This window comes from Erwinia phyllosphaerae, assembly GCF_019132875.1.
GTDB lineage: Bacteria > Pseudomonadota > Gammaproteobacteria > Enterobacterales > Enterobacteriaceae > Erwinia > Erwinia phyllosphaerae.
The window spans coordinates 133,780-152,187 of sequence record NZ_JAHSPF010000006.1 but is presented as its reverse complement, the minus strand read 5'-3'; the positions used below and the strand labels follow the sequence as shown (position 1 = coordinate 152,187).

Annotated in this window: 15 protein-coding genes; 13 read left to right on the top strand and 2 right to left on the bottom strand. The window is 55.0% G+C overall.

Translation table 11 applies throughout. From position 1 onward, the window contains the following. Positions 1–3: 3 nt before the first annotated feature. Both KUE00_RS12610 and KUE00_RS12605 read right to left on the bottom strand, forming a co-directional pair. Positions 4–630, bottom strand: coding sequence for a hypothetical protein (locus tag KUE00_RS12610; protein ID WP_246760242.1), 627 nt, complete (start codon positions 628–630; stop codon positions 4–6). 134 nt (positions 631–764) lie between these two features. Continuing rightward, positions 765–1,355: an HD domain-containing protein gene (locus KUE00_RS12605; RefSeq protein ID WP_246760241.1), complete on the bottom strand. Its 591-nt coding sequence runs from the start codon at positions 1,353–1,355 to the stop codon at positions 765–767. Between the two features lie 63 nt (positions 1,356–1,418). On the opposite strand from KUE00_RS12605, the gene KUE00_RS12600 reads away from it, so the two are divergent. The 13 genes from KUE00_RS12600 to bcsB all read left to right on the top strand — a co-directional run bounded on the left by KUE00_RS12600 (position 1,419) and on the right by bcsB (position 18,408). Beyond that, the gene (locus KUE00_RS12600; protein ID WP_246760240.1) at positions 1,419–1,877 is read left to right on the top strand and encodes a MarR family winged helix-turn-helix transcriptional regulator; all 459 of its coding nucleotides are present in this window, start codon (positions 1,419–1,421) and stop codon (positions 1,875–1,877) included. A gap of 117 nt (positions 1,878–1,994) precedes the next feature. After that, positions 1,995–2,423 (top strand): organic hydroperoxide resistance protein, encoded by a 429-nt coding sequence (locus KUE00_RS12595; RefSeq protein ID WP_246760239.1) that lies wholly within the window; start codon positions 1,995–1,997, stop codon positions 2,421–2,423. 351 nt (positions 2,424–2,774) lie between these two features. After that, positions 2,775–4,472: a kdo(2)-lipid A phosphoethanolamine 7''-transferase gene (eptB, locus tag KUE00_RS12590; RefSeq protein ID WP_246760238.1), complete on the top strand. Its 1,698-nt coding sequence runs from the start codon at positions 2,775–2,777 to the stop codon at positions 4,470–4,472. Between the two features lie 185 nt (positions 4,473–4,657). After that, positions 4,658–4,987 carry an SMR family transporter gene (locus tag KUE00_RS12585; protein ID WP_246760237.1) on the top strand — a complete coding sequence of 110 codons (330 nt, stop codon included), beginning with the start codon at positions 4,658–4,660 and terminating at the stop codon, positions 4,985–4,987. A gap of 731 nt (positions 4,988–5,718) precedes the next feature. Then, positions 5,719–7,326, top strand: coding sequence for a dipeptide ABC transporter periplasmic-binding protein DppA (gene dppA / locus KUE00_RS12580; RefSeq protein WP_246760236.1), 1,608 nt, complete (start codon positions 5,719–5,721; stop codon positions 7,324–7,326). Positions 7,327–7,513: 187 nt separating this feature from the next. Further along, complete coding sequence (dppB, locus tag KUE00_RS12575) at positions 7,514–8,533, top strand: dipeptide ABC transporter permease DppB (protein ID WP_246760235.1); 1,020 nt, start codon at positions 7,514–7,516, stop codon at positions 8,531–8,533. An 8-nt stretch (positions 8,534–8,541) separates the two neighbouring features. Next, positions 8,542–9,444 carry a dipeptide ABC transporter permease DppC gene (dppC, locus tag KUE00_RS12570; protein WP_246760234.1) on the top strand — a complete coding sequence of 301 codons (903 nt, stop codon included), beginning with the start codon at positions 8,542–8,544 and terminating at the stop codon, positions 9,442–9,444. Positions 9,445–9,453: 9 nt separating this feature from the next. Continuing rightward, a complete protein-coding gene (gene dppD / locus KUE00_RS12565) occupies positions 9,454–10,443 on the top strand; it encodes a dipeptide ABC transporter ATP-binding protein (RefSeq protein WP_246760233.1) in 990 nt (329 codons plus the stop codon). Beyond that, positions 10,430–11,431 (top strand): dipeptide ABC transporter ATP-binding subunit DppF, encoded by a 1,002-nt coding sequence (gene dppF, locus KUE00_RS12560; RefSeq protein WP_246760232.1) that lies wholly within the window; start codon positions 10,430–10,432, stop codon positions 11,429–11,431. Before dppD ends, dppF begins: the two co-directional genes overlap by 14 nt. A 758-nt stretch (positions 11,432–12,189) precedes the next feature. Next, positions 12,190–13,095 (top strand): cellulose biosynthesis protein BcsO, encoded by a 906-nt coding sequence (bcsO, locus tag KUE00_RS12550; RefSeq protein ID WP_246760231.1) that lies wholly within the window; start codon positions 12,190–12,192, stop codon positions 13,093–13,095. Then, positions 13,086–13,880 (top strand): cellulose biosynthesis protein BcsQ, encoded by a 795-nt coding sequence (gene bcsQ / locus KUE00_RS12545; protein ID WP_246760230.1) that lies wholly within the window; start codon positions 13,086–13,088, stop codon positions 13,878–13,880. The genes bcsO and bcsQ overlap by 10 nt, the downstream gene beginning before the upstream one ends. A gap of 86 nt (positions 13,881–13,966) precedes the next feature. After that, a complete protein-coding gene (gene bcsA, locus KUE00_RS12540) occupies positions 13,967–16,063 on the top strand; it encodes a UDP-forming cellulose synthase catalytic subunit (RefSeq protein WP_246760229.1) in 2,097 nt (698 codons plus the stop codon). After that, positions 16,060–18,408 carry a cellulose biosynthesis cyclic di-GMP-binding regulatory protein BcsB gene (gene bcsB, locus KUE00_RS12535; protein ID WP_246760228.1) on the top strand — a complete coding sequence of 783 codons (2,349 nt, stop codon included), beginning with the start codon at positions 16,060–16,062 and terminating at the stop codon, positions 18,406–18,408. Before bcsA ends, bcsB begins: the two co-directional genes overlap by 4 nt.

Below are 18,408 nucleotides of genomic sequence, written 5' to 3'. Positions count from 1 at the left end.
GCGTCAGGAAAGTTCTTCCTTCGGGGTAATACGGTCGCTGTACAAATAGCTCAGCGAAGCCAGCAGGCAGAGGCTATAGCCCAGCAGTTCACAGCCTTCCTCCACCATATTTTTCACCGTATGGTTATAGCCATCCAGCATCAGATGCCGCCAGAGAACCCCCATACCAAACAGGCGGGAAAAGACTAGTATGGTCAGCAGCCCTGCACTCATCATTCCCCAGCCCGGATGCCGCAGAAGAGTAGCAAGTCCGACAATCGCTCGTTTAGGGTGCAGCATGGCGATAACGAGGCAGATGGCGGTAACGGCCAGGGCAAACCAGACCCAGCTACCGTGTGAAATTTCATCGAACAGAAAGTCCAGTTCACGGATTAACATGCAGCTGAAAAAGCCGCCGACTAATACCAGTGTCGATCGCATCGCAGGCTGGCGATATGCACGGTGAAAAAACAGCAGCGCAATAACCAGCAGGATTAATTCCTGGGAAACTTCGGTAAATGAGGTTTCATGGACGCCGTCATTCATCCAGCTAACGTCGATGAAAATCATGCCCATCATGGCAGCGAGAAACAACGCGCAGCCAATAAAAGCCAGCGCCTTACGGCGGATAAAAAGTAAATCAGTTTGCATAATGTCCCTTATTCTTGTCGGGGACGATTATAAGTAGCTACCTGGCAAGGGTTTACCAATAAATGCCGCTGCGGATAGCGCAGCGGCGGCAGAGATATTATAAAAAGCAGTGGGCGTCAGGACGAAAGTACCGCTTATTCCTGCAATACGTATTTCTCCTGCTGGCGCGTAAACCAGACCGGCGGCACATGATGCGGCGCCAGCGTTAACTGTTCAATTCCCCGTTCGATAATGGTGGAAGCCTGCTGCCAAAGGTCAGCGTTTCCTGCCCGCAGCAAATCGATCTGTACGCGCTTTTCGACCAGATAAACGCGGGCAAAATGCGGATCGAAGTGAATAATAGAGCGCGTATTATCAATAATGTCGGCCAGCTTAATGGTTTGCGCATCCTTTGAGGCCCGCGCGGTGTGCTGAAAATGGGCGACCTTTCGCGCTGCACGGTTTTTTGCCTGGGGCTGTTTACTGTCCGTCAGCATCGCCACCAGTTCGGCAACTTCTGCACCAAAATGGCTTTCGATATCCGCCAGCGTGCTGGGCGTATCTTCCACCGTATCGTGCAGCCATGCGGCGGCCAGCATGGCTTCGTTATCCGTCACGCTTCTGACCAGCTCCACGACGGCGGCCGGGTGAACAATATAAGGCTCATCGGTATATTTGCGGCGCTGGCCCGCTTCAGCATGCGCTTTGGTTGCGTAACGCCGGGCCTGTTCTTCCAGTGAGTACATCGTTCCCCTCCCGAGAGTTAAAATTTGCTTGCAATTATGTAGTGCGCTATCTATATTTTTGACATGACCACAGATAAAGATGACAAAAAAGCGCAGGCATCGCCACTGCTGCTTGACCAGCAGCTCTGCTTCGCGCTCTATTCCGCTAACCTGGCGCTGCACAAGCTCTATCGACAGCTGCTGGCGCAGCTCGATCTCACCTATCCGCAATATCTGGTGATGCTGGTGCTGTGGGAACGCGATGACGTTACGGTTTCCGATATTGGTGAACGTCTGTTTCTGGATTCGGCCACGCTAACGCCGCTGCTGAAAAGGCTGGAAGCCGCTGGCCTGGTCAATCGGCAGCGTTCGCGCAAGGATGAGCGACAGGTCGCAGTGACGCTGACGGACCAGGGCCGCGAGCTTCGTCATAAAGCGGTTGGACTGCCGCAGGCGGTCAGCTGTGCCGCAGCCTGCGACGTCGACAGGATGCAGGCGCTGAAAAAAGAGTTAGAAGCCTTACGCGATAGCCTTAACGGCTAGCGTGGGGCAGGTGGGCGGCAATGCCCACCAAACAGGAATCGTTAAAGCTACTGATACCATTTTAAATCGTTCGCGATTTAATTGCGGACACTATAAATCCTTAAAAGGAGTCACCTGATGTCTTTAGAAAAAGTTGTTTACCGCGCCAAAGCAAAAGCTACCGGTGGTCGTGACGGCCGCGCTACTTCTTCTGATAACGTGCTGGACGTGAAGCTGGGCGTGCCAAAAGAGATGGGCGGTGCAGGCGGCGAAGCAACCAACCCCGAGCAGCTGTTTGCTGCCGGTTATTCTGCTTGCTTCCTGGGCGCAATGAAATTTGTGGCCGGTCGCGACAAAATCACTATGCCGAAAGACGCTTTTATCGAAGGTGAAGTAGGCATCGGCCCAATTCCGAACGGTTTTGGTATTGAAGCCCAGCTGAATATTCATCTGCAAGGCATGGACGCGGCGGAAGCGAAAAAGCTGGTCGACGCTGCGCATATCGTTTGTCCTTATTCTAACGCCACTCGCGGCAACATTGACGTGACGCTGAACATCATTAACTAAGCCCGTTCGTCCCGTGCCCTTGCCGGCGCGGGACGCTTTTCTCTCACTCACCGCTGGCCTACGCCACTACTTTATAAAACCCGCTAACTGCCTCTCTACGCCTGCATAAATCTGTTGCGGTTCTGTCACCACTTCTGGCCTTACTTCACCTTATCCCGCGCAATTGAACTGCTATTTTTTCGCCGTTATGGTTAACTACGCCGCTTACGCATGAGGGCGCTTCCGTCCTTCAGAATCGTCCGGGAAAAGTTTCTCCGGGTGATAATCGCTCTGCTTTCCGAACTCTGGCGCAACGGTACGGTCTGATTAGCGTTTCATCTCTGTTTTTAGTTACGCCGGGATAAAGGTTTAATGAACTATATAAAATCACTGACGCAGCAAAAACTGTCGTTTTTGCTGGCGTTTTACATCGGTATCTTCCTGAATATTCCAGTTTTTTACCGCCGTTTTGATCCTTTTCTTGCTCATTTCAATATCTCTGAATGGCTTTCCGCCGTGGCGGAAGTGGTCGCTATTGTCCTGCTGACCTTCTTTCTGATGCGCTTGCTGTCGCTCGGCGGCAAGGTTTTCTGGCGTATCGCCGCCACCGCGCTGGTGCTGATTTCCGTCGCGGCCAGCTATTATATGAGCTTCTTTAACGTGGTGATCGGCTACGGCATCGTTGCGTCGGTCATGACCACCGATACCGATCTGTCGAAAGAGGTGATTGGCTACCATTTTCTGCTGTGGATGGTGCTGGTCAGCGCGCTGCCGCTGCTGCTGATCTGGCGCAACTCGCTGCGCCTGACGCTGATTGAACAGCTGAAAACACCCGGCCATCGACTACAGCCGGTAGGCATTCTGCTACTGGCCGTCGCGCTGGTCTGGCTGCCGATTCGCTATTTTGACAAGCAGCAGAACATCAATGAAAAGCTGACTAATATCGATCTGCCAAGCTACGGCGGCGTGGTGGCCCACTCTTATCTGCCCTCGAACTGGCTGACGGCGCTGGGGTTGTTTGCCTATACCAGCTACGACGAAACCATGGACAGTAAAGACCTGTTCGATCCGGCAAAGAAATTTACCTATACCGCACCAGCCGGGCTGGATGATACCTATGTCGTGTTTGTGATTGGCGAAACTACCCGCTGGGACCATATGGGCCTGCTGGGCTATAACCGCGACACCACGCCAAAACTTTCCCACGAGAAAAACCTGGTGGCGTTTCGCGGCGAGTCCTGCGACACCGCGACCAAGCTTTCACTGCGCTGTATGTTCGTCCGTGAAGGCGGCACCGATGAAGGGCCAGGCCGCACGCTGAAGGAACAAAACGTCTTTGCCGTACTGAAAGAGCTGGGCTTTAGTTCAGAGCTTTTCGCTATGCAGAGCGAAGTCTGGTTCTATAACAATACCAATGCGGATAACTTCGCGTTTCGCGAACAGATTGGTTCCGAGAAGCAAAACCAGGGCAAATCGGTGGATGATATGCTGCTGGTGCCGGAGCTGCAAAAGTCGCTGGATCGCCATCCGAACGGTAAACATCTGGTTGTACTGCACACCAAAGGTTCTCACTACCTTTATTCACAGCGCTATCCGCGAGAATTTGCGCGCTATCAGCCTGAATGTATGGGCGTCGATGACAAATGCAGCAAGGCGATGCTGATTAACGCGTTTGATAATTCGGTGCTCTATACGGATACGGTGCTGGAAAGCGTCTTCGACCGGCTGCGCGACAAAAAAGCCATCGTCTTTTATGCCGCCGATCATGGCGAATCGATCAGCGAGAATATGCACCTGCACGGCACGCCGCGACAGATGGCACCGCCGGAGCAGTTTCGCGTGCCGATGATCGTCTGGGCTTCGGATAAGTATCTGGCCGATGCGGCAAACAAAAGCCGTTTTGAGCGTTTACAGGCGCAGCAGCGCGTAGGCACAACGCATCGCCACGTTGAGCTGTTCGATTCTATCCTGGGCTGCCTGGGCTACACTTCTCCTGACGGTGGGATCAAACAGGCAAATAACTGGTGTGCAGATCCGGCTCAGACGCCGGCGCCAGGCGGCAAAATTTAACGCTGTCGCTGCGTGATAAAAACCCCCGAAGCCTTCAGGCCGGGGGTTTTTTATTGTCCCAGGCGTCAGCGATTTCCAGAGAAAAAGAAGGAGCTATGTGCGGGATCAATAATCCTTCGGCATTTTCTTGCAAGATATGCCGCGCGTATTAGCCTTTTAGCCGGATGAGCAGGGGAGCGGTCAACATGCACTACATCATGCTTTTTATCGCCATCGTGGCGGAGGTGATTGGTACCACGTTATTAAAAACATCCGAAAGCTTTACCCGGCTCTGGCCAAGCCTCGGCACCTTGCTCTGCTACGGAATTGCTTTTTACTGCCTTTCTCTGACGCTGCAACATATACCTACCGGCATCGCTTATGCTATCTGGTCCGGCGTCGGTATCGTGCTGATTTCGCTGGTCGCCTGGCTATGGCAAGGCCAGCGGCTGGATCTGCCCGCCCTGATTGGCCTGGCGTTTATCATTATCGGGGTGATCGTTATCAATACGCTTTCCCGCTCGGTCTCGCATTAAAAGCAGGTCGCCTTTACCGTTTGTGTGACGGCGCGACAGGCGTGCCGCGCTGAGCCAGCCTTTTTCAGCGCCTCTGACGTGGCCACAACGGCATCGCTATTTTTGTCAGCATATTATGCTGTTGCTGACCTTTTAAGCCTTTTCGCCTTGCCCTTTTTTTACAGATAAAAGCGGTAAAAAAGCCTTGTCTGTCCTGTATCGCCCCGTTAATTCGCGTCGCGTTTCGCTTTGCCGCTTCAGCCCGCCTCTGTACGTTTTTTATTCTGCCATTGCAGAATTTTTGCCTGCGATGGCAGGTATAAGCAAAGCGTATCGTTAAAAAAAGAGCCTTACGGAAAATTTTTTTGGCCGTTTTTTTACAACGCGTTTCACTGGTTAAAAATTCCACGGCGACATTTTAAGCGGCATATGACGTTAATGGCGCATTATATGCGCTGCAATTGCCTGCTTTAGGTTATTTTTTATATTTGCCTGCTGCCTCGCATACTCTGTGTAAATAGCCAACGACCGTATTGACGTTTTCTGCAACTGTTGACAAATTGATCGCTAAGCCGAGAAAGGATACGGATTTGTCTGATAGCACTCAGCGCCGTCGCTTCCTACTCGCTACCGTCGCCAGACGGCCTGCACGGGCCAACTTACTCGCTGCCACCGTCTGCGACATGCACGGGCCAACATAAAAAAATACAGGCCCGTCAGGTACAACACACCATCACAACTGGAGCAGAAGCATGCGTAACTCCCTGGCTAAAAAAACGCTGTTGGCGGGTCTGAGCCTGATTGCCATGACCGTGGCCGCCGGCGTCCAGGCCAAAACCCTCGTCTATTGTTCCGAAGGCTCGCCGGAAGGCTTTAACCCACAGCTGTTTACCTCCGGCACCACTTACGATGCCAGTTCCGTGCCAATTTATAACCGGCTGGTAGAATTCAAAATCGGCACCACGGAGATTCAGCCAGGCCTGGCAGAAAAATGGGATGTCAGCGACGATGGCAAAACCTATACCTTCCATCTGCGCAAAGGCGTGAAGTGGCAAACCACCAAAGATTTCAAACCGAGCCGCGACTTCAATGCTGATGACGTCGTCTTCTCTTTTGAGCGCCAGCTGGATAAAAACAACAAGTATCACGGCGTTTCCGGCGGCAGCTATGAGTACTTTGAAGGCATGGATATGCCAAAGCTGATTAGCAAAGTCGAAAAGGTGGACGACTACACGGTGCGCTTTGTGCTGACGCGTCCGGAAGCACCGTTCCTGGCCGATTTGGGGATGGATTTTGCCTCGATCCTGTCGTCTGAATATGCCGACAACATGCTGAAAGCGGGCACGCCGGAAAAAGTCGATCTCAATCCGGTCGGCACCGGACCGTTCCAGCTGCTGCAATACCAGAAAGATTCCCGCATTCTGTACAAGGCGTTCGATCAGTTCTGGGGCACCAAACCAAAAATCGATCGCCTGGTCTTCTCCATTACGCCAGACGCTTCCGTGCGCTACGCCAAGCTGCAAAAAGGCGAGTGCCAGGTGATGCCGTTCCCTAATCCGGCCGATATCGCGCGCATGAAGGAAGATAAAAATATCAACCTGATGCAGATGCCGGGCTTAAACGTCGGCTATCTGTCGTTCAACGTCGAGAAAAAGCCGCTGGATAACGTCAAGGTGCGTCAGGCGCTAACCCTGGCCGTCAATAAAAAAGCGATTATTGATGCGGTTTACCAGGGCGCAGGGCAGCCAGCGAAAAACCTGATCCCGCCGACCATGTGGGGCTATAACGATTCGGTGCAGGACTATCCGTACGACCCGGCTAAAGCGAAAGAATTGCTGAAAGAGGCCGGTATGGCGGACGGTTTCTCTATCGATCTGTGGGCGATGCCGGTGCAGCGTCCTTATAACCCGAACGCTCGCCGCATGGCGGAAATGATCCAGGCCGACTGGGCAAAAATCGGCGTCAAAGCCAAAATCGTCACCTACGAGTGGGGCGAATACCTGAAGCGCGCCAAAGCGGGCGAGCATCAGACCGTGATGATGGGCTGGACGGGCGACAATGGCGATCCGGACAACTTCTTCGCCACGCTGTTTAGCTGCGCCGCCGCGAAAGACGGCTCTAACTACTCTCGCTGGTGCTACAAGCCGTTTGAGGATCAGATCCAGCCGGCGCGTGCCGAAGCCGATCACAACAAGCGTATTGAATATTACAAGCAGGCTCAGGTCGTGATGCATGACCAGGCACCTGCGCTGATTATCGCTCATTCCACCGTGTATGAGCCGGTCAGTAAAAAAGTCACTGGCTACGTGGTCGATCCTTTAGGCAAGCACCACTTCGAGAACGTCGATATTCAGGAATAACCGGAGCGGCCAGCTTGCTGGCCGCTTTATCCGTCCCTGTGGGCTGCGTTCGTCAGCCCGTCGTCCGGAAGCAAAAAATGGTCAAGACGCGATAACGGCGTCGCGGACGGGATTACCCGACCGCAAGATGTGAGCAATAATAATCCCCCGGGTTACGGCCTGCGGGAACCTACAGAGAATCCGGATTATGCTGCAGTTCATACTCCGACGTCTGGGACTTGTCATCCCGACGTTTATTGGCATCACCCTGTTAACCTTCGCTTTTGTACACATGATACCCGGCGATCCGGTACTGATTATGGCCGGTGAGCGCGGCATGTCCGCCGAGCGCCACGCCCAGCTGCTGGCCCAGATGGGGCTGGATAAACCGCTGTGGCAACAATACGTTTCTTACGTCTGGGGCGTGCTGCATGGCGATCTTGGCATCTCGCTGAAAAGCCGTCTTCCCGTCTGGCAGGAGTTTGTACCGCGCTTTAAGGCTACGCTGGAGCTGGGCATCTGCGCGATGATTTTTGCCGTCGCGGTTGGCATTCCGGTTGGCGTGCTGGCAGCGGTCAAGCGCGGATCCATCTTCGACCACACCGCCGTCGGCATCTCGCTGACCGGCTACTCTATGCCGATTTTCTGGTGGGGCATGATGCTGATTATGCTGGTATCGGTGCAGCTTAACCTGACGCCCGTTTCGGGGCGTATTGGCGACACGGTGTTCCTGGATGACAGCAAGCCGCTAACCGGCTTTATGTTGATAGACACCTTGCTGTGGGGCGAAGCGGGCGACTTTAAAGATGCCGTTATGCATATGCTTCTGCCCGCCATCGTGCTGGGGACGATTCCGCTGGCGGTGATTGTGCGTATGACCCGTTCAGCCATGCTGGAAGTGCTGGGCGAAGACTACATTCGCACCGCGCGCGCCAAAGGGCTGACGCGGATGCGCGTCATAGTGGTGCATGCGTTACGTAACGCCATGCTGCCGGTGGTAACGGTGATTGGCCTGCAGGTCGGCACCATGCTGGCCGGTGCCATTCTGACCGAAACTATCTTTTCGTGGCCCGGCCTTGGCCGCTGGCTGATCGATGCGCTGCAGCGGCGCGACTACCCTGTGGTGCAGGGCGGCGTGCTGATGGTGGCGATCTTGATCATTCTGGTCAACCTGCTGGTTGACGTGCTTTACGGCGTGGTCAACCCGCGCATTCGCCACAGAAAATAGGGGGCTGCATGTCTTTAGTCGATCCGGGCAGCGTACCTGCCGCACCCAAACCCATGACCCCTTTCCAGGAGTTCTGGCACTACTTTAAACGTAACAAAGGCGCGGTAATTGGCCTGGCTTACGTGGTTCTGGTGTTTGTTATCGCCATTTTCGCCAACTTTATCGCGCCGCATTCGCCTGCCGAGCAGTTCCGTGACGCGCTGCTGCATCCGCCGGTCTGGCAGGATGGCGGGAGCTGGCACTATATCCTGGGCACCGACGACGTTGGTCGCGATGTGCTGTCGCGTCTGATGTACGGCGCGCGGCTGTCGCTGCTGGTCGGCTGCCTGGTGGTGGTGCTGTCGCTGATCTTTGGCGTGATTTTTGGGCTGATCGCGGGCTACGTCGGCGGCGCCACCGATGCGGTCATCATGCGGCTGGTGGATATTATGCTGGCGCTGCCGAGCCTGCTGCTGGCGCTGGTGCTGGTGGCGATTTTCGGGCCGTCCATCGTTAACGCCTCCATCGCGCTGACCTTTGTGGCGCTGCCGCACTATATTCGCCTGACGCGCGCGGCGGTGCTGGTCGAAGTCAATCGCGACTACGTGACCGCTTCCAGCGTGGCGGGCGCGGGTGCGGTTCGTCAGATGTTCGTGAATATTTTGCCCAACTGCCTGGCGCCGTTAATCGTGCAGGCCTCGCTGGGCTTCTCTAACGCCATCCTTGATATGGCCGCGCTGGGTTTTCTGGGAATGGGCGCGCAGCCGCCGACGCCGGAGTGGGGCACCATGCTCTCCGACGTGCTGCAGTATGCGCAAAGTGCCTGGTGGGTCGTGACCTTTCCGGGTCTGGCTATTCTGCTGACCGTACTGGCATTTAACCTGATGGGCGATGGCTTACGCGATGCCCTTGACCCGAAACTCAAGCAGTAAGAGGCAGCGATGGCGTTATTAAATGTAGACAAACTGTCGGTGCATTTCGGCGACGAGAAGGCACCGTTTCGTGCGGTAGACCGCATCAGCTATCAGGTTGAGCAGGGCCAGGTCGTTGGTATTGTCGGCGAGTCCGGCTCCGGTAAATCGGTCAGCTCGCTGGCGATCATGGGGCTGATTGACTATCCCGGCAAGGTGATGGCCGACAAGCTGGAGTTCAACCAGCGCGACCTGAAGCGCATTTCAGAAAAAGAGCGCCGCCAGCTGGTGGGTTCCGAAGTGGCGATGATCTTTCAGGACCCGATGACCAGCCTGAATCCTTGCTATACCGTAGGCTACCAGATTATGGAAGCGATCAAGGTGCATCAGGGCGGCAATAAAAGCACGCGCCGCCAGCGGGCTATCGATCTGTTGAACCAGGTAGGCATTCCCGATCCGGCCTCGCGGCTGGACGTTTATCCACACCAGCTTTCCGGCGGCATGAGCCAGCGCGTGATGATTGCCATGGCTATCGCCTGTCGGCCAAAGCTGCTGATTGCGGATGAGCCGACCACGGCGCTCGATGTCACCATCCAGGCGCAGATCATTGAGCTGCTGCTCGATCTTCAGCGGCAGGAAAATATGGCGCTGATCCTGATCACCCACGATCTGGCGCTGGTGGCTGAAGCGGCACAGCATATTATCGTGATGTACGCGGGACAGGTGGTAGAGACCGGTAAGGCGGCCGATATCTTCAAAGCGCCGCGCCACCCTTATACGCAGGCATTGCTGCGCGCGCTGCCGGAGTTTGCCGCCGACAAAGCGCGGCTGGCTTCGCTGCCGGGCGTGGTGCCGGGCAAATACGATCGGCCCAACGGCTGCCTGCTTAATCCGCGTTGTCCGTACGCTAACGATCGCTGCCGCGTTGAAGAGCCTGAACTCCGTGATATTCCGGGACGCCAGTCCAAATGTCATTACCCTCTGGATGATGCCGGGAGACCGACTTATGCAACCATCTGATTCCACCCTGCTGATGCAGGCGATTGATTTAAAAAAACACTACCCGGTAAAAAAAGGCTTATTTGGTCAGGAACGGCTGGTAAAAGCGCTGGACGGCGTCTCTTTTAATCTGGAGCGTGGTAAGACGCTGGCGGTAGTAGGTGAATCCGGCTGTGGAAAATCGACGCTGGGTCGGCTGTTAACGATGATCGAAACCCCGACGGAAGGGCAGCTGTTTTATCAGGGACAGGATCTGTTGAAACACGATCCGTCAGCGCAAAAGCTGCGTCGCCAGAAGATTCAGATCGTTTTTCAAAACCCTTATGGCTCGCTGAACCCGCGTAAAAAAGTCAGTCAGATACTGGAAGAGCCGCTGCTGATTAATACCGGGCTTAGCAAAGCGGAACGTCGTGAAAAGACGCTGGCGATGATGGCGAAAGTAGGGCTGAAGCCGGAACACTACGATCGCTATCCGCACATGTTTTCCGGCGGCCAGCGCCAGCGTATTGCGATTGCGCGCGGGCTGATGCTCGATCCGGACGTGCTGATCGCCGATGAGCCGGTTTCTGCGCTCGACGTCTCGGTGCGCGCCCAGGTGCTGAATCTGATGATGGACTTACAGCAGGAGCTGGGCCTTTCGTACGTCTTTATCTCGCACGATCTGTCGGTGGTAGAGCATATTGCAGACGAGGTGATGGTGATGTATCTGGGACGTTGCGTAGAGCGCGGCAGTAAAGAGGCGATTTTTGCCAACCCGCGCCATCCCTATACTCAGGCGCTGCTCTCCGCCACGCCACGGCTGAATCCGGACGAGCGCCGCGAACGCATTAAGCTGACCGGTGAACTGCCAAGCCCGCTTAATCCGCCAGCGGGCTGCGCTTTTAACGCCCGCTGCCGCCGCCGATTTGGCCCCTGCACCAGTATCCAGCCACGCCTGAAGCAGTATGGCGACCAGCAGATTGCCTGCTTTGCCGTCGACCAGGATGAAGGACAGCCGGTGCCAAACTAACCGCAGGCCGCTATTGTCGAAAAGCGGCCTGCAATTTTTCCTGTTCATGACGTGTAGAACATTTCTGGAACCCGCCTCAAAGACTGGCTGCAACCTGTGCCGTCAGTCTAAATACTGAACCTGACCAGAGAGGATTTTTACAAAATTATGACCACGTAGGCAGATTATCGTATCTGCCAGGATGGCTACAGGCCTTTGCTGAGCGGTGGTCGTTTATATTTAAAAATAACGGTAGCCCAGCGAGAGTAATGCATTTCAGGCCGCAGACCTTGCGGCCAGATGCCTTAACTTCCTCTCTTTTCTGTACCATCGATTAGCAAAAACGCGCAACCAGCAGAGGTTGTGATCAATTTGACTTAGTTTGTTCGTTTTATAATCACTTAACGATGCGCTCAGGCTGTGGCATAAAGCCGGGTATCAGGGCCGGTTAAAAGTGTTTTATGTCAAATTAATGCCTGTATCAGCATATTATTTATTAAATTCTGCTAACGCATTGCGCGATTAAAAAAATGTGTGTAATTCTGCCCGCCGCTGCCCGTTATTAAAGCAGCATGCTGATTAATTAACTGAGAGAAATTATTTAATTAAGGCAAATAATAACAGGGCTGATTGATAGCCTGCGTAATTATCGCCGCATCATGGTTTGTTAATATAATTAATCAGTTCAGCTTTTTTTGTGAGCGGTAAGAATATTCTGATGTAAATAAAAATTGTATGATATATTGCCGCTTGTTTCCTCACTCTCCGCGATCGTTCCCATGAAAAGTTATGACGACCTGCAGCGTTTTAAAGAAAAAACGCAAACAAACCATATCGAATTCAAAGATATGTCTGAACAGACACGGAATGCCGATAATACGGACTGGGCCATCATCAGACAGTTGATGAACGAGGGTGCAGCGTCGGCCTTAGGGAACGGCCAGCGAACCGATATTACCGCGCCACAGCCTGCTGCCGATCTCTTTAATCAGTCGGCTATACCGGCGCTACCGCAAAAAAGCGTGACGAAAATTTCTGCGTCGCCTGCGACAGGCGTGGCTGCTTTTGTTACGGCCAAACCGGTCGCGCAGGGCGGTTCGCTGCTGGACAGCATTGCCGCCTCGCTCAAGCCGACCGCACAGGCACAGTCCGTGCTGCCAGAGTCATTAAGGGCTGCTGAAGTATTGCAGGCGACGCCATTCGAAAAATCAGCGCCGCTGGATACTATGCTCGCACCGCAAGCCGCTTCACGGACAGAAGCAGCGCGCGTATCGCCAACTTCTTCATTGCTGGATGCCGTACGTTCGCAACAGCCAGCTTCACCGGTAAATACCGCCGCGCCTTCGCAGCAGCCAGCTTCACCGCTGGATACTATGCTCGCACCGCAAACCGCTTCACGGACAGAAGCAGCGCGCGTATCGCCAACTTCTTCGTTGCTGGATGCCGTACGTTCGCAACAGCCAGCTTCACCGGTAAATACCGCCGCGCCTTCGCAACAGCCAGCTTCGCCGCTGGATACCGCCGCACATTCGCAGCAGCCAGCTTCACCGCTGGGCGCTGCCCGGCCTGCCGAACCGGAACGCTTTAAGCAGCTGTTCAGCGCTTCCGGCCCGCGGGATGCTACCCTGTTACCGAAAGAAACTCTGCTACAACCCCTGCTGGAGCGAATTGCCTCATGCCGTTAGTTTGTGTTTGTTCTCCGAAGGGCGGCGTGGGTAAAACCACGCTGGCTGCTAACCTGGCCTATACCCTGGCGCGTGGCGGCAGTAAAGTACTGGCAATTGATTTTGACGTGCAGAACGCGCTGCGCCTGCATTTTGGCGTGCCGCTTTCCGATGGCCGTGGTTTTGTGGCGAAGTCGGCGGAATCGCCGGACTGGAGCCAGTCGATCTTAACCACCGGCGGCAATATTTTTGTGTTGCCCTACGGCGACGTGTCGGAAGAGCAGCGCGTTGAATTTGAAAGTAATTTGTCCGACCCCCATTTTCTTGCCCGCGGTTTACAAACCGTCCTCAACTATCCCGGCCTGGTTATTGTTGCTGATTTTCCGCCCGGACCGGGTCCAGCCCTAAAGGCCATGACCGATCTTGCCGATTTACATCTTGTAGTGATGCTGGCGGATACCGCTTCGCTGTCGCTGCTGCCGCAGATTGAAAACGACAAAATGATCGGTGGCGCGCTGAATCAGCGGGCCGGTCACTTCTTCGTGCTCAACCAGAGCGACAGCCGGCGTAATATCAGCCGTGACGTGACGGCTTTTATGCAGCAGCGCCTGGGCGACCGGTTGCTGGGCGTGGTCAATCGTGACGAAAGCGTCGCGGAAGCCAACGCTTCACAGCAGTCCGTATTTGATTTCAGCCCGGTTTCCGCCGCCGCTTTCGATATTGAGCTGGTCGGCAAAAGAGTTGCCGCGCTGCTGGATATCAAAGTAGGCGATGGCGAGATGCAGGCGCCGCTGACCTCGCGGTAACGCGGCTTCGCCGTACGGAATGGATACCTGTCATTCCGGGGCGCTGTTGCGCCCCGTTAACTCTCGTTTTGTTTTCAGGATGACTTATGAAAAAAGTCCTGTATTACCTGCAGCTGCTGATATTATTTCCGCTGGCCGCAGTGATTGTTATCACGCCCATGGACAGCCAGAAACAATATATTTTCGGCCTGATCGGCATCGCCATTCTTTTTGTGCTGGGGCTGAGCAAAAGCCATAAAATCTCTATGGTAATGGTGTTTCTTTCAGCACTGATGTCAACGCGTTATATATACTGGCGCGCGACTGAAACCCTGGCTTTTAATTCCGAAATCGAAGCGATCCTTGGCGTCGGCTTATTTATCGCCGAGGTTTACGTTTGGGTTATTTTACTTTTAGGCTATCTGCAAACGTCCTGGCCGTTAAAAAGAACGATTGAACCCATGCCGGATGATGTCAGCCTGTGGCCAACCGTCGATATCTACGTACCGAGCTATAACGAGAGCCTGGACGTGGTACGAGATACCGTGCTGGCTGCCCAGTGCATCGACTATCCGCGCGACAAGATTAAAATCTATCTGCTGGATGACGGCAAGCGCAGCGAATTCGCGGTTTTCGCCGCCGACGTTGGCGTTGGCTATATCACGCGTGACGACAACCGCCACGCTAAAGCGGGCAACCTGAACCATGCCATGCGCATCACCAAAGGCGAACTGATTACCGTTTTTGACTGCGATCATGTGGCGACGCGTACTTTCCTGCAGGCTACCGTTGCGCCTTTCCTGAAAGATCCAAAGCTGGCGCTATTACAGACGCCACACTATTTCTATTCGCCCGATCCTTTTGAACGCAACCTGCAAGGCGCGCGGGAAATCCCGAACGAAGGCGCACTGTTTTATGGCCCGGTTCAGCAGGGCAACGATAACTGGAACGCGACCTTCTTCTGCGGCTCCTGTGCGGTAATCCGCCGTAGCGCGCTGGAAGAGATTGGCGGCTTTGCTACTGAAACCGTGACGGAAGATGCGCACACCGCGCTGAAAATGCAGCGTCGCGGCTGGAAGTCTGCCTTTCTGGCCCTGCCGCTGGCGGCTGGCCTGGCAACCGAGCGTCTGGGCCTGCATATTATCCAGCGTACCCGCTGGGCGCGCGGCATGACGCAGATTTTCCGCGTCGATAACCCGCTGCTGGGCCGTGGTCTGAAATGGCAACAGCGCCTTTGCTACCTTAACGCCATGCTGCACTTCCAGTTCGGCCTGCCGCGCGTGATCTTCCTGACCGCGCCGCTGGCTTATCTGTTGTTCGACCTGAATATTATCCACTCTTCCGCCAGCCTGATTTTTGCTTACGTGCTGCCGCATCTGGTGATGTCGCTGTACGTTAACTCGCGTATGAACGGCCGCTTCCGCGCCACCTTCTGGGGCGAGATTTACGAAACGGTGATGGCTTTCCATCTGGTTATTCCCACGCTGCTAACCATGATTTCGCCAAAGCACGGCAAATTTAACGTTACGGACAAAGGCGGCCTGCTGAATACTGGCTTCTTTGATCTTAATATCGTGCGTCCACATATTATCTGTGCCGCGCTGCTGATTGCGGGTGTCACGAGCGGCATTATTCGCGCCGTGGCGCATAACTATTTTGGCGTTGACCCTTACGTTATCGCGCTTAACGTTGGCTGGGCGCTGTTTAGCCTGGTGATTCTGATGGCGGCGATTGCCGTGGCGCGCGAAACTAAGCAAACGCGTAAAACCATCCGTATTGACGTGAAAATTCCGGTGATTATTCACTACGCCAGCGGCATTTCCTCGCGTTCAACCACGGTGAACCTGTCGATGGGCGGCGCGCAGGTAACGGCACCGGATAATCGCCATGAAACGGACGTTATTGAAGCGGTCGATCTGATGTTGCAGTCCGGCACCATCTCCTTCCCTGTCAGCACTATCGGCGCAGAAAACGGCGTTATCCGTTTGATGTTTACTGAAATCCCGCTGTCGCGCCGTCGTGAACTGGTGCGCGTGGTGCTGTCGCGCGCCGACGCCTGGCTTAAGCCGGAAGGGCCAAAGGATAATCCGCTGCGCTCGCTGGTCACCATTATCCGTACCGTTTTTGATCTGTTCTGGCTGACCTGGAAAGACCGGCGCGCAAAACGCCAGGCGATGAAAGCGAAAGAGGACGGCGCTGTATGAAAAAGCTTTTAGCCGTTCTCTGTTTTGGCATCGTTACGCTGGGTCATGCCCATGCCGCCGACAACGTTACCCAGGACAGCAGCGCGCTGTCGCAGATCCCGCCGCCAGCCGGAACCGGTCAGGCAGGCGATTTGCCGCCGCTGCCGCCCATCGGCGATGCGCAGTCCACGGCCACTATTTTGCTGAACCAGCCGCTTGCCAGCACCATTTCCGTCGCACAGATGGGCCAGACCAACGGCATTCTGTTAACCGGCGGCCAGCTACAGTCCGGTATCGTTTTTACGCTGCCTGCGGATGAAGTGATTACGAATGCACATCTGAACCTGTCGCTGAAAGTCTCTAAAGCGCTGGCGGCACGCAACACTTCTATGCAGCTGATGCTTAACGGCCAGCCGCTGGGAACGCTGCCGCTGAGCGCTTCCGACAGCGCCAGCGAAGAGTATCAGCTGGATATTCCGGCCGCGATGGTGGTTTCCAGCAATAACCTGAGTTTTAAAATCAACGATGCAGACCAGCTACTGTGCGAGCGCGATAGCGACAGCCAGTACCAGGTCACCATCCTGCCGGAAACCACGCTGGCGCTGGAAGGCCAGCAGCTGAATACAGGCAATAAGCTGCGCAACTTCCCGCGTCCGTTTATCGATCGGCAGCGGATGACGCCGTCCAGCGTAGCGATGGTGTTTGGCTCAGAAGTGACGCCGGGCGAAGTCAGCGCGGCGGCCACCCTTTCTTCGTGGATGGGCATTCAGACCGACTATCGCGGCATCAATTTCCCGGTATTGCGTAATGAGATGCCCGAGAAAAATGGCATCGTCTTTGCCCGACCGGGCGAAATCATTGCAGGCTTAACCGTGCCGCAGGTGAAGGGGCCGACGCTGCAAATGGTCGATAATCCGGTCAATCCGGTTTACAAGCTAATGCTGGTGATTGGCAACAGCGACGACGAACTGCGCCAGGCTGCCTGGCGGCTAACGCAGCCGTTGAGCGTGGACAGTGATTCCTTGTCTGTTGCCTCGCAAAGCATTCCGATGAGTAAGGCTTACGACGCGCCGCGCTGGATCAATACCGATCGTCCGGTACGCCTCAGCGATCTGCTGCGCAAAGATCAAAGCCTGACGACTACAGGGATCTGGCACGATGCGCTGAGAGTTAACTTCCGCGCCGCGCCCGATCTGTTTCTGTGGGATGGCGAAACGGTGCCGGTGCAGCTGAACTACCGTTTTCCCGCGGAAAGCTGGATCGACGAAGAAAAATCCTTCCTGAACGTGGGCCTGAACGGCACCTTTTTGCGTAATCTGACGGTCAATAAAGTCGGCCTGCTGGAAAACATCTGGCATCGGCTGGGCGGCGACGCGCGCCAGGAGAAATATACGCTGAAGTTCGATCCGTATCTGATTTACGGCGACAACCAGCTGCAGCTCTATTTCAATATCAAACCCAAGGCCAGCGCGCCGTGCAGCGTGTTGACTAACAACAATATTAAAAGCCGCATTGAGGATGACTCGTGGATCGACCTGAGCCATACGCGTCACTTTAGCCTGCTGCCGAATCTTTCCTATTTCGTCGGCGCGTCGTTCCCGTTCAGCCGCTTTGCGGACTATTCACAAACTGTGCTGATGCTGCCCGCCGCCCCCAGCAATGCTGAAATCGGCGCGCTGCTGGATATGGCCGGACGCTCTGGTAACGCAACCGGCGTCGCGCTGAGCCACAACAGCGTAATGTTTGGCGTACCGCAAAGCGGCGCGCAGCTGGAACGTTTACGCAACAGCGACGTGCTGGCCATCTCCACGCTGGCGCAGGGCGAGTTTAACCAGGCGCTGCTGCAACACTCTCCTTTTGACGTTAACGGCCGCACGCTGGGCGTGAAAGAACCAACGCTGCTGGACAACCTGCGCGGCTGGCTTTCCGGCGACTGGAATCGCCAGGTGATGGATGCAGATCGCTACTTCTCTTCTAATGAAGACTGGCGCGGCTTTGTCAGCTATCGCTCACCGTGGAGCGGCTCGCGCGTGGTGGTAATGACTATCGCTACCGACGACGCGCAGCTTGCACGCCTGCATGACGATTTGAAACTGCAACGCATTAACGCCGGCATTCGCGGCGATACCGCCATCATCACCGATGAAAACGGCATTCGCAGCTTCCGCGTGGGCGCGCAGTTCCCGAACGGCGAAATGCCGTGGTACATGATGGTGGTGTGGTATGCCAATCAGCATGCGGTCGTGCTGGCGCTGATAGCGCTGCTGATCTCCGTTATTGTTGGCCTGAGCACTTTTGTTCTGTTGAAGCATCATGCCTGGAAGCGTCTCAATCCGCAGCATGACCATTCCGGCGAGAAGAAATGA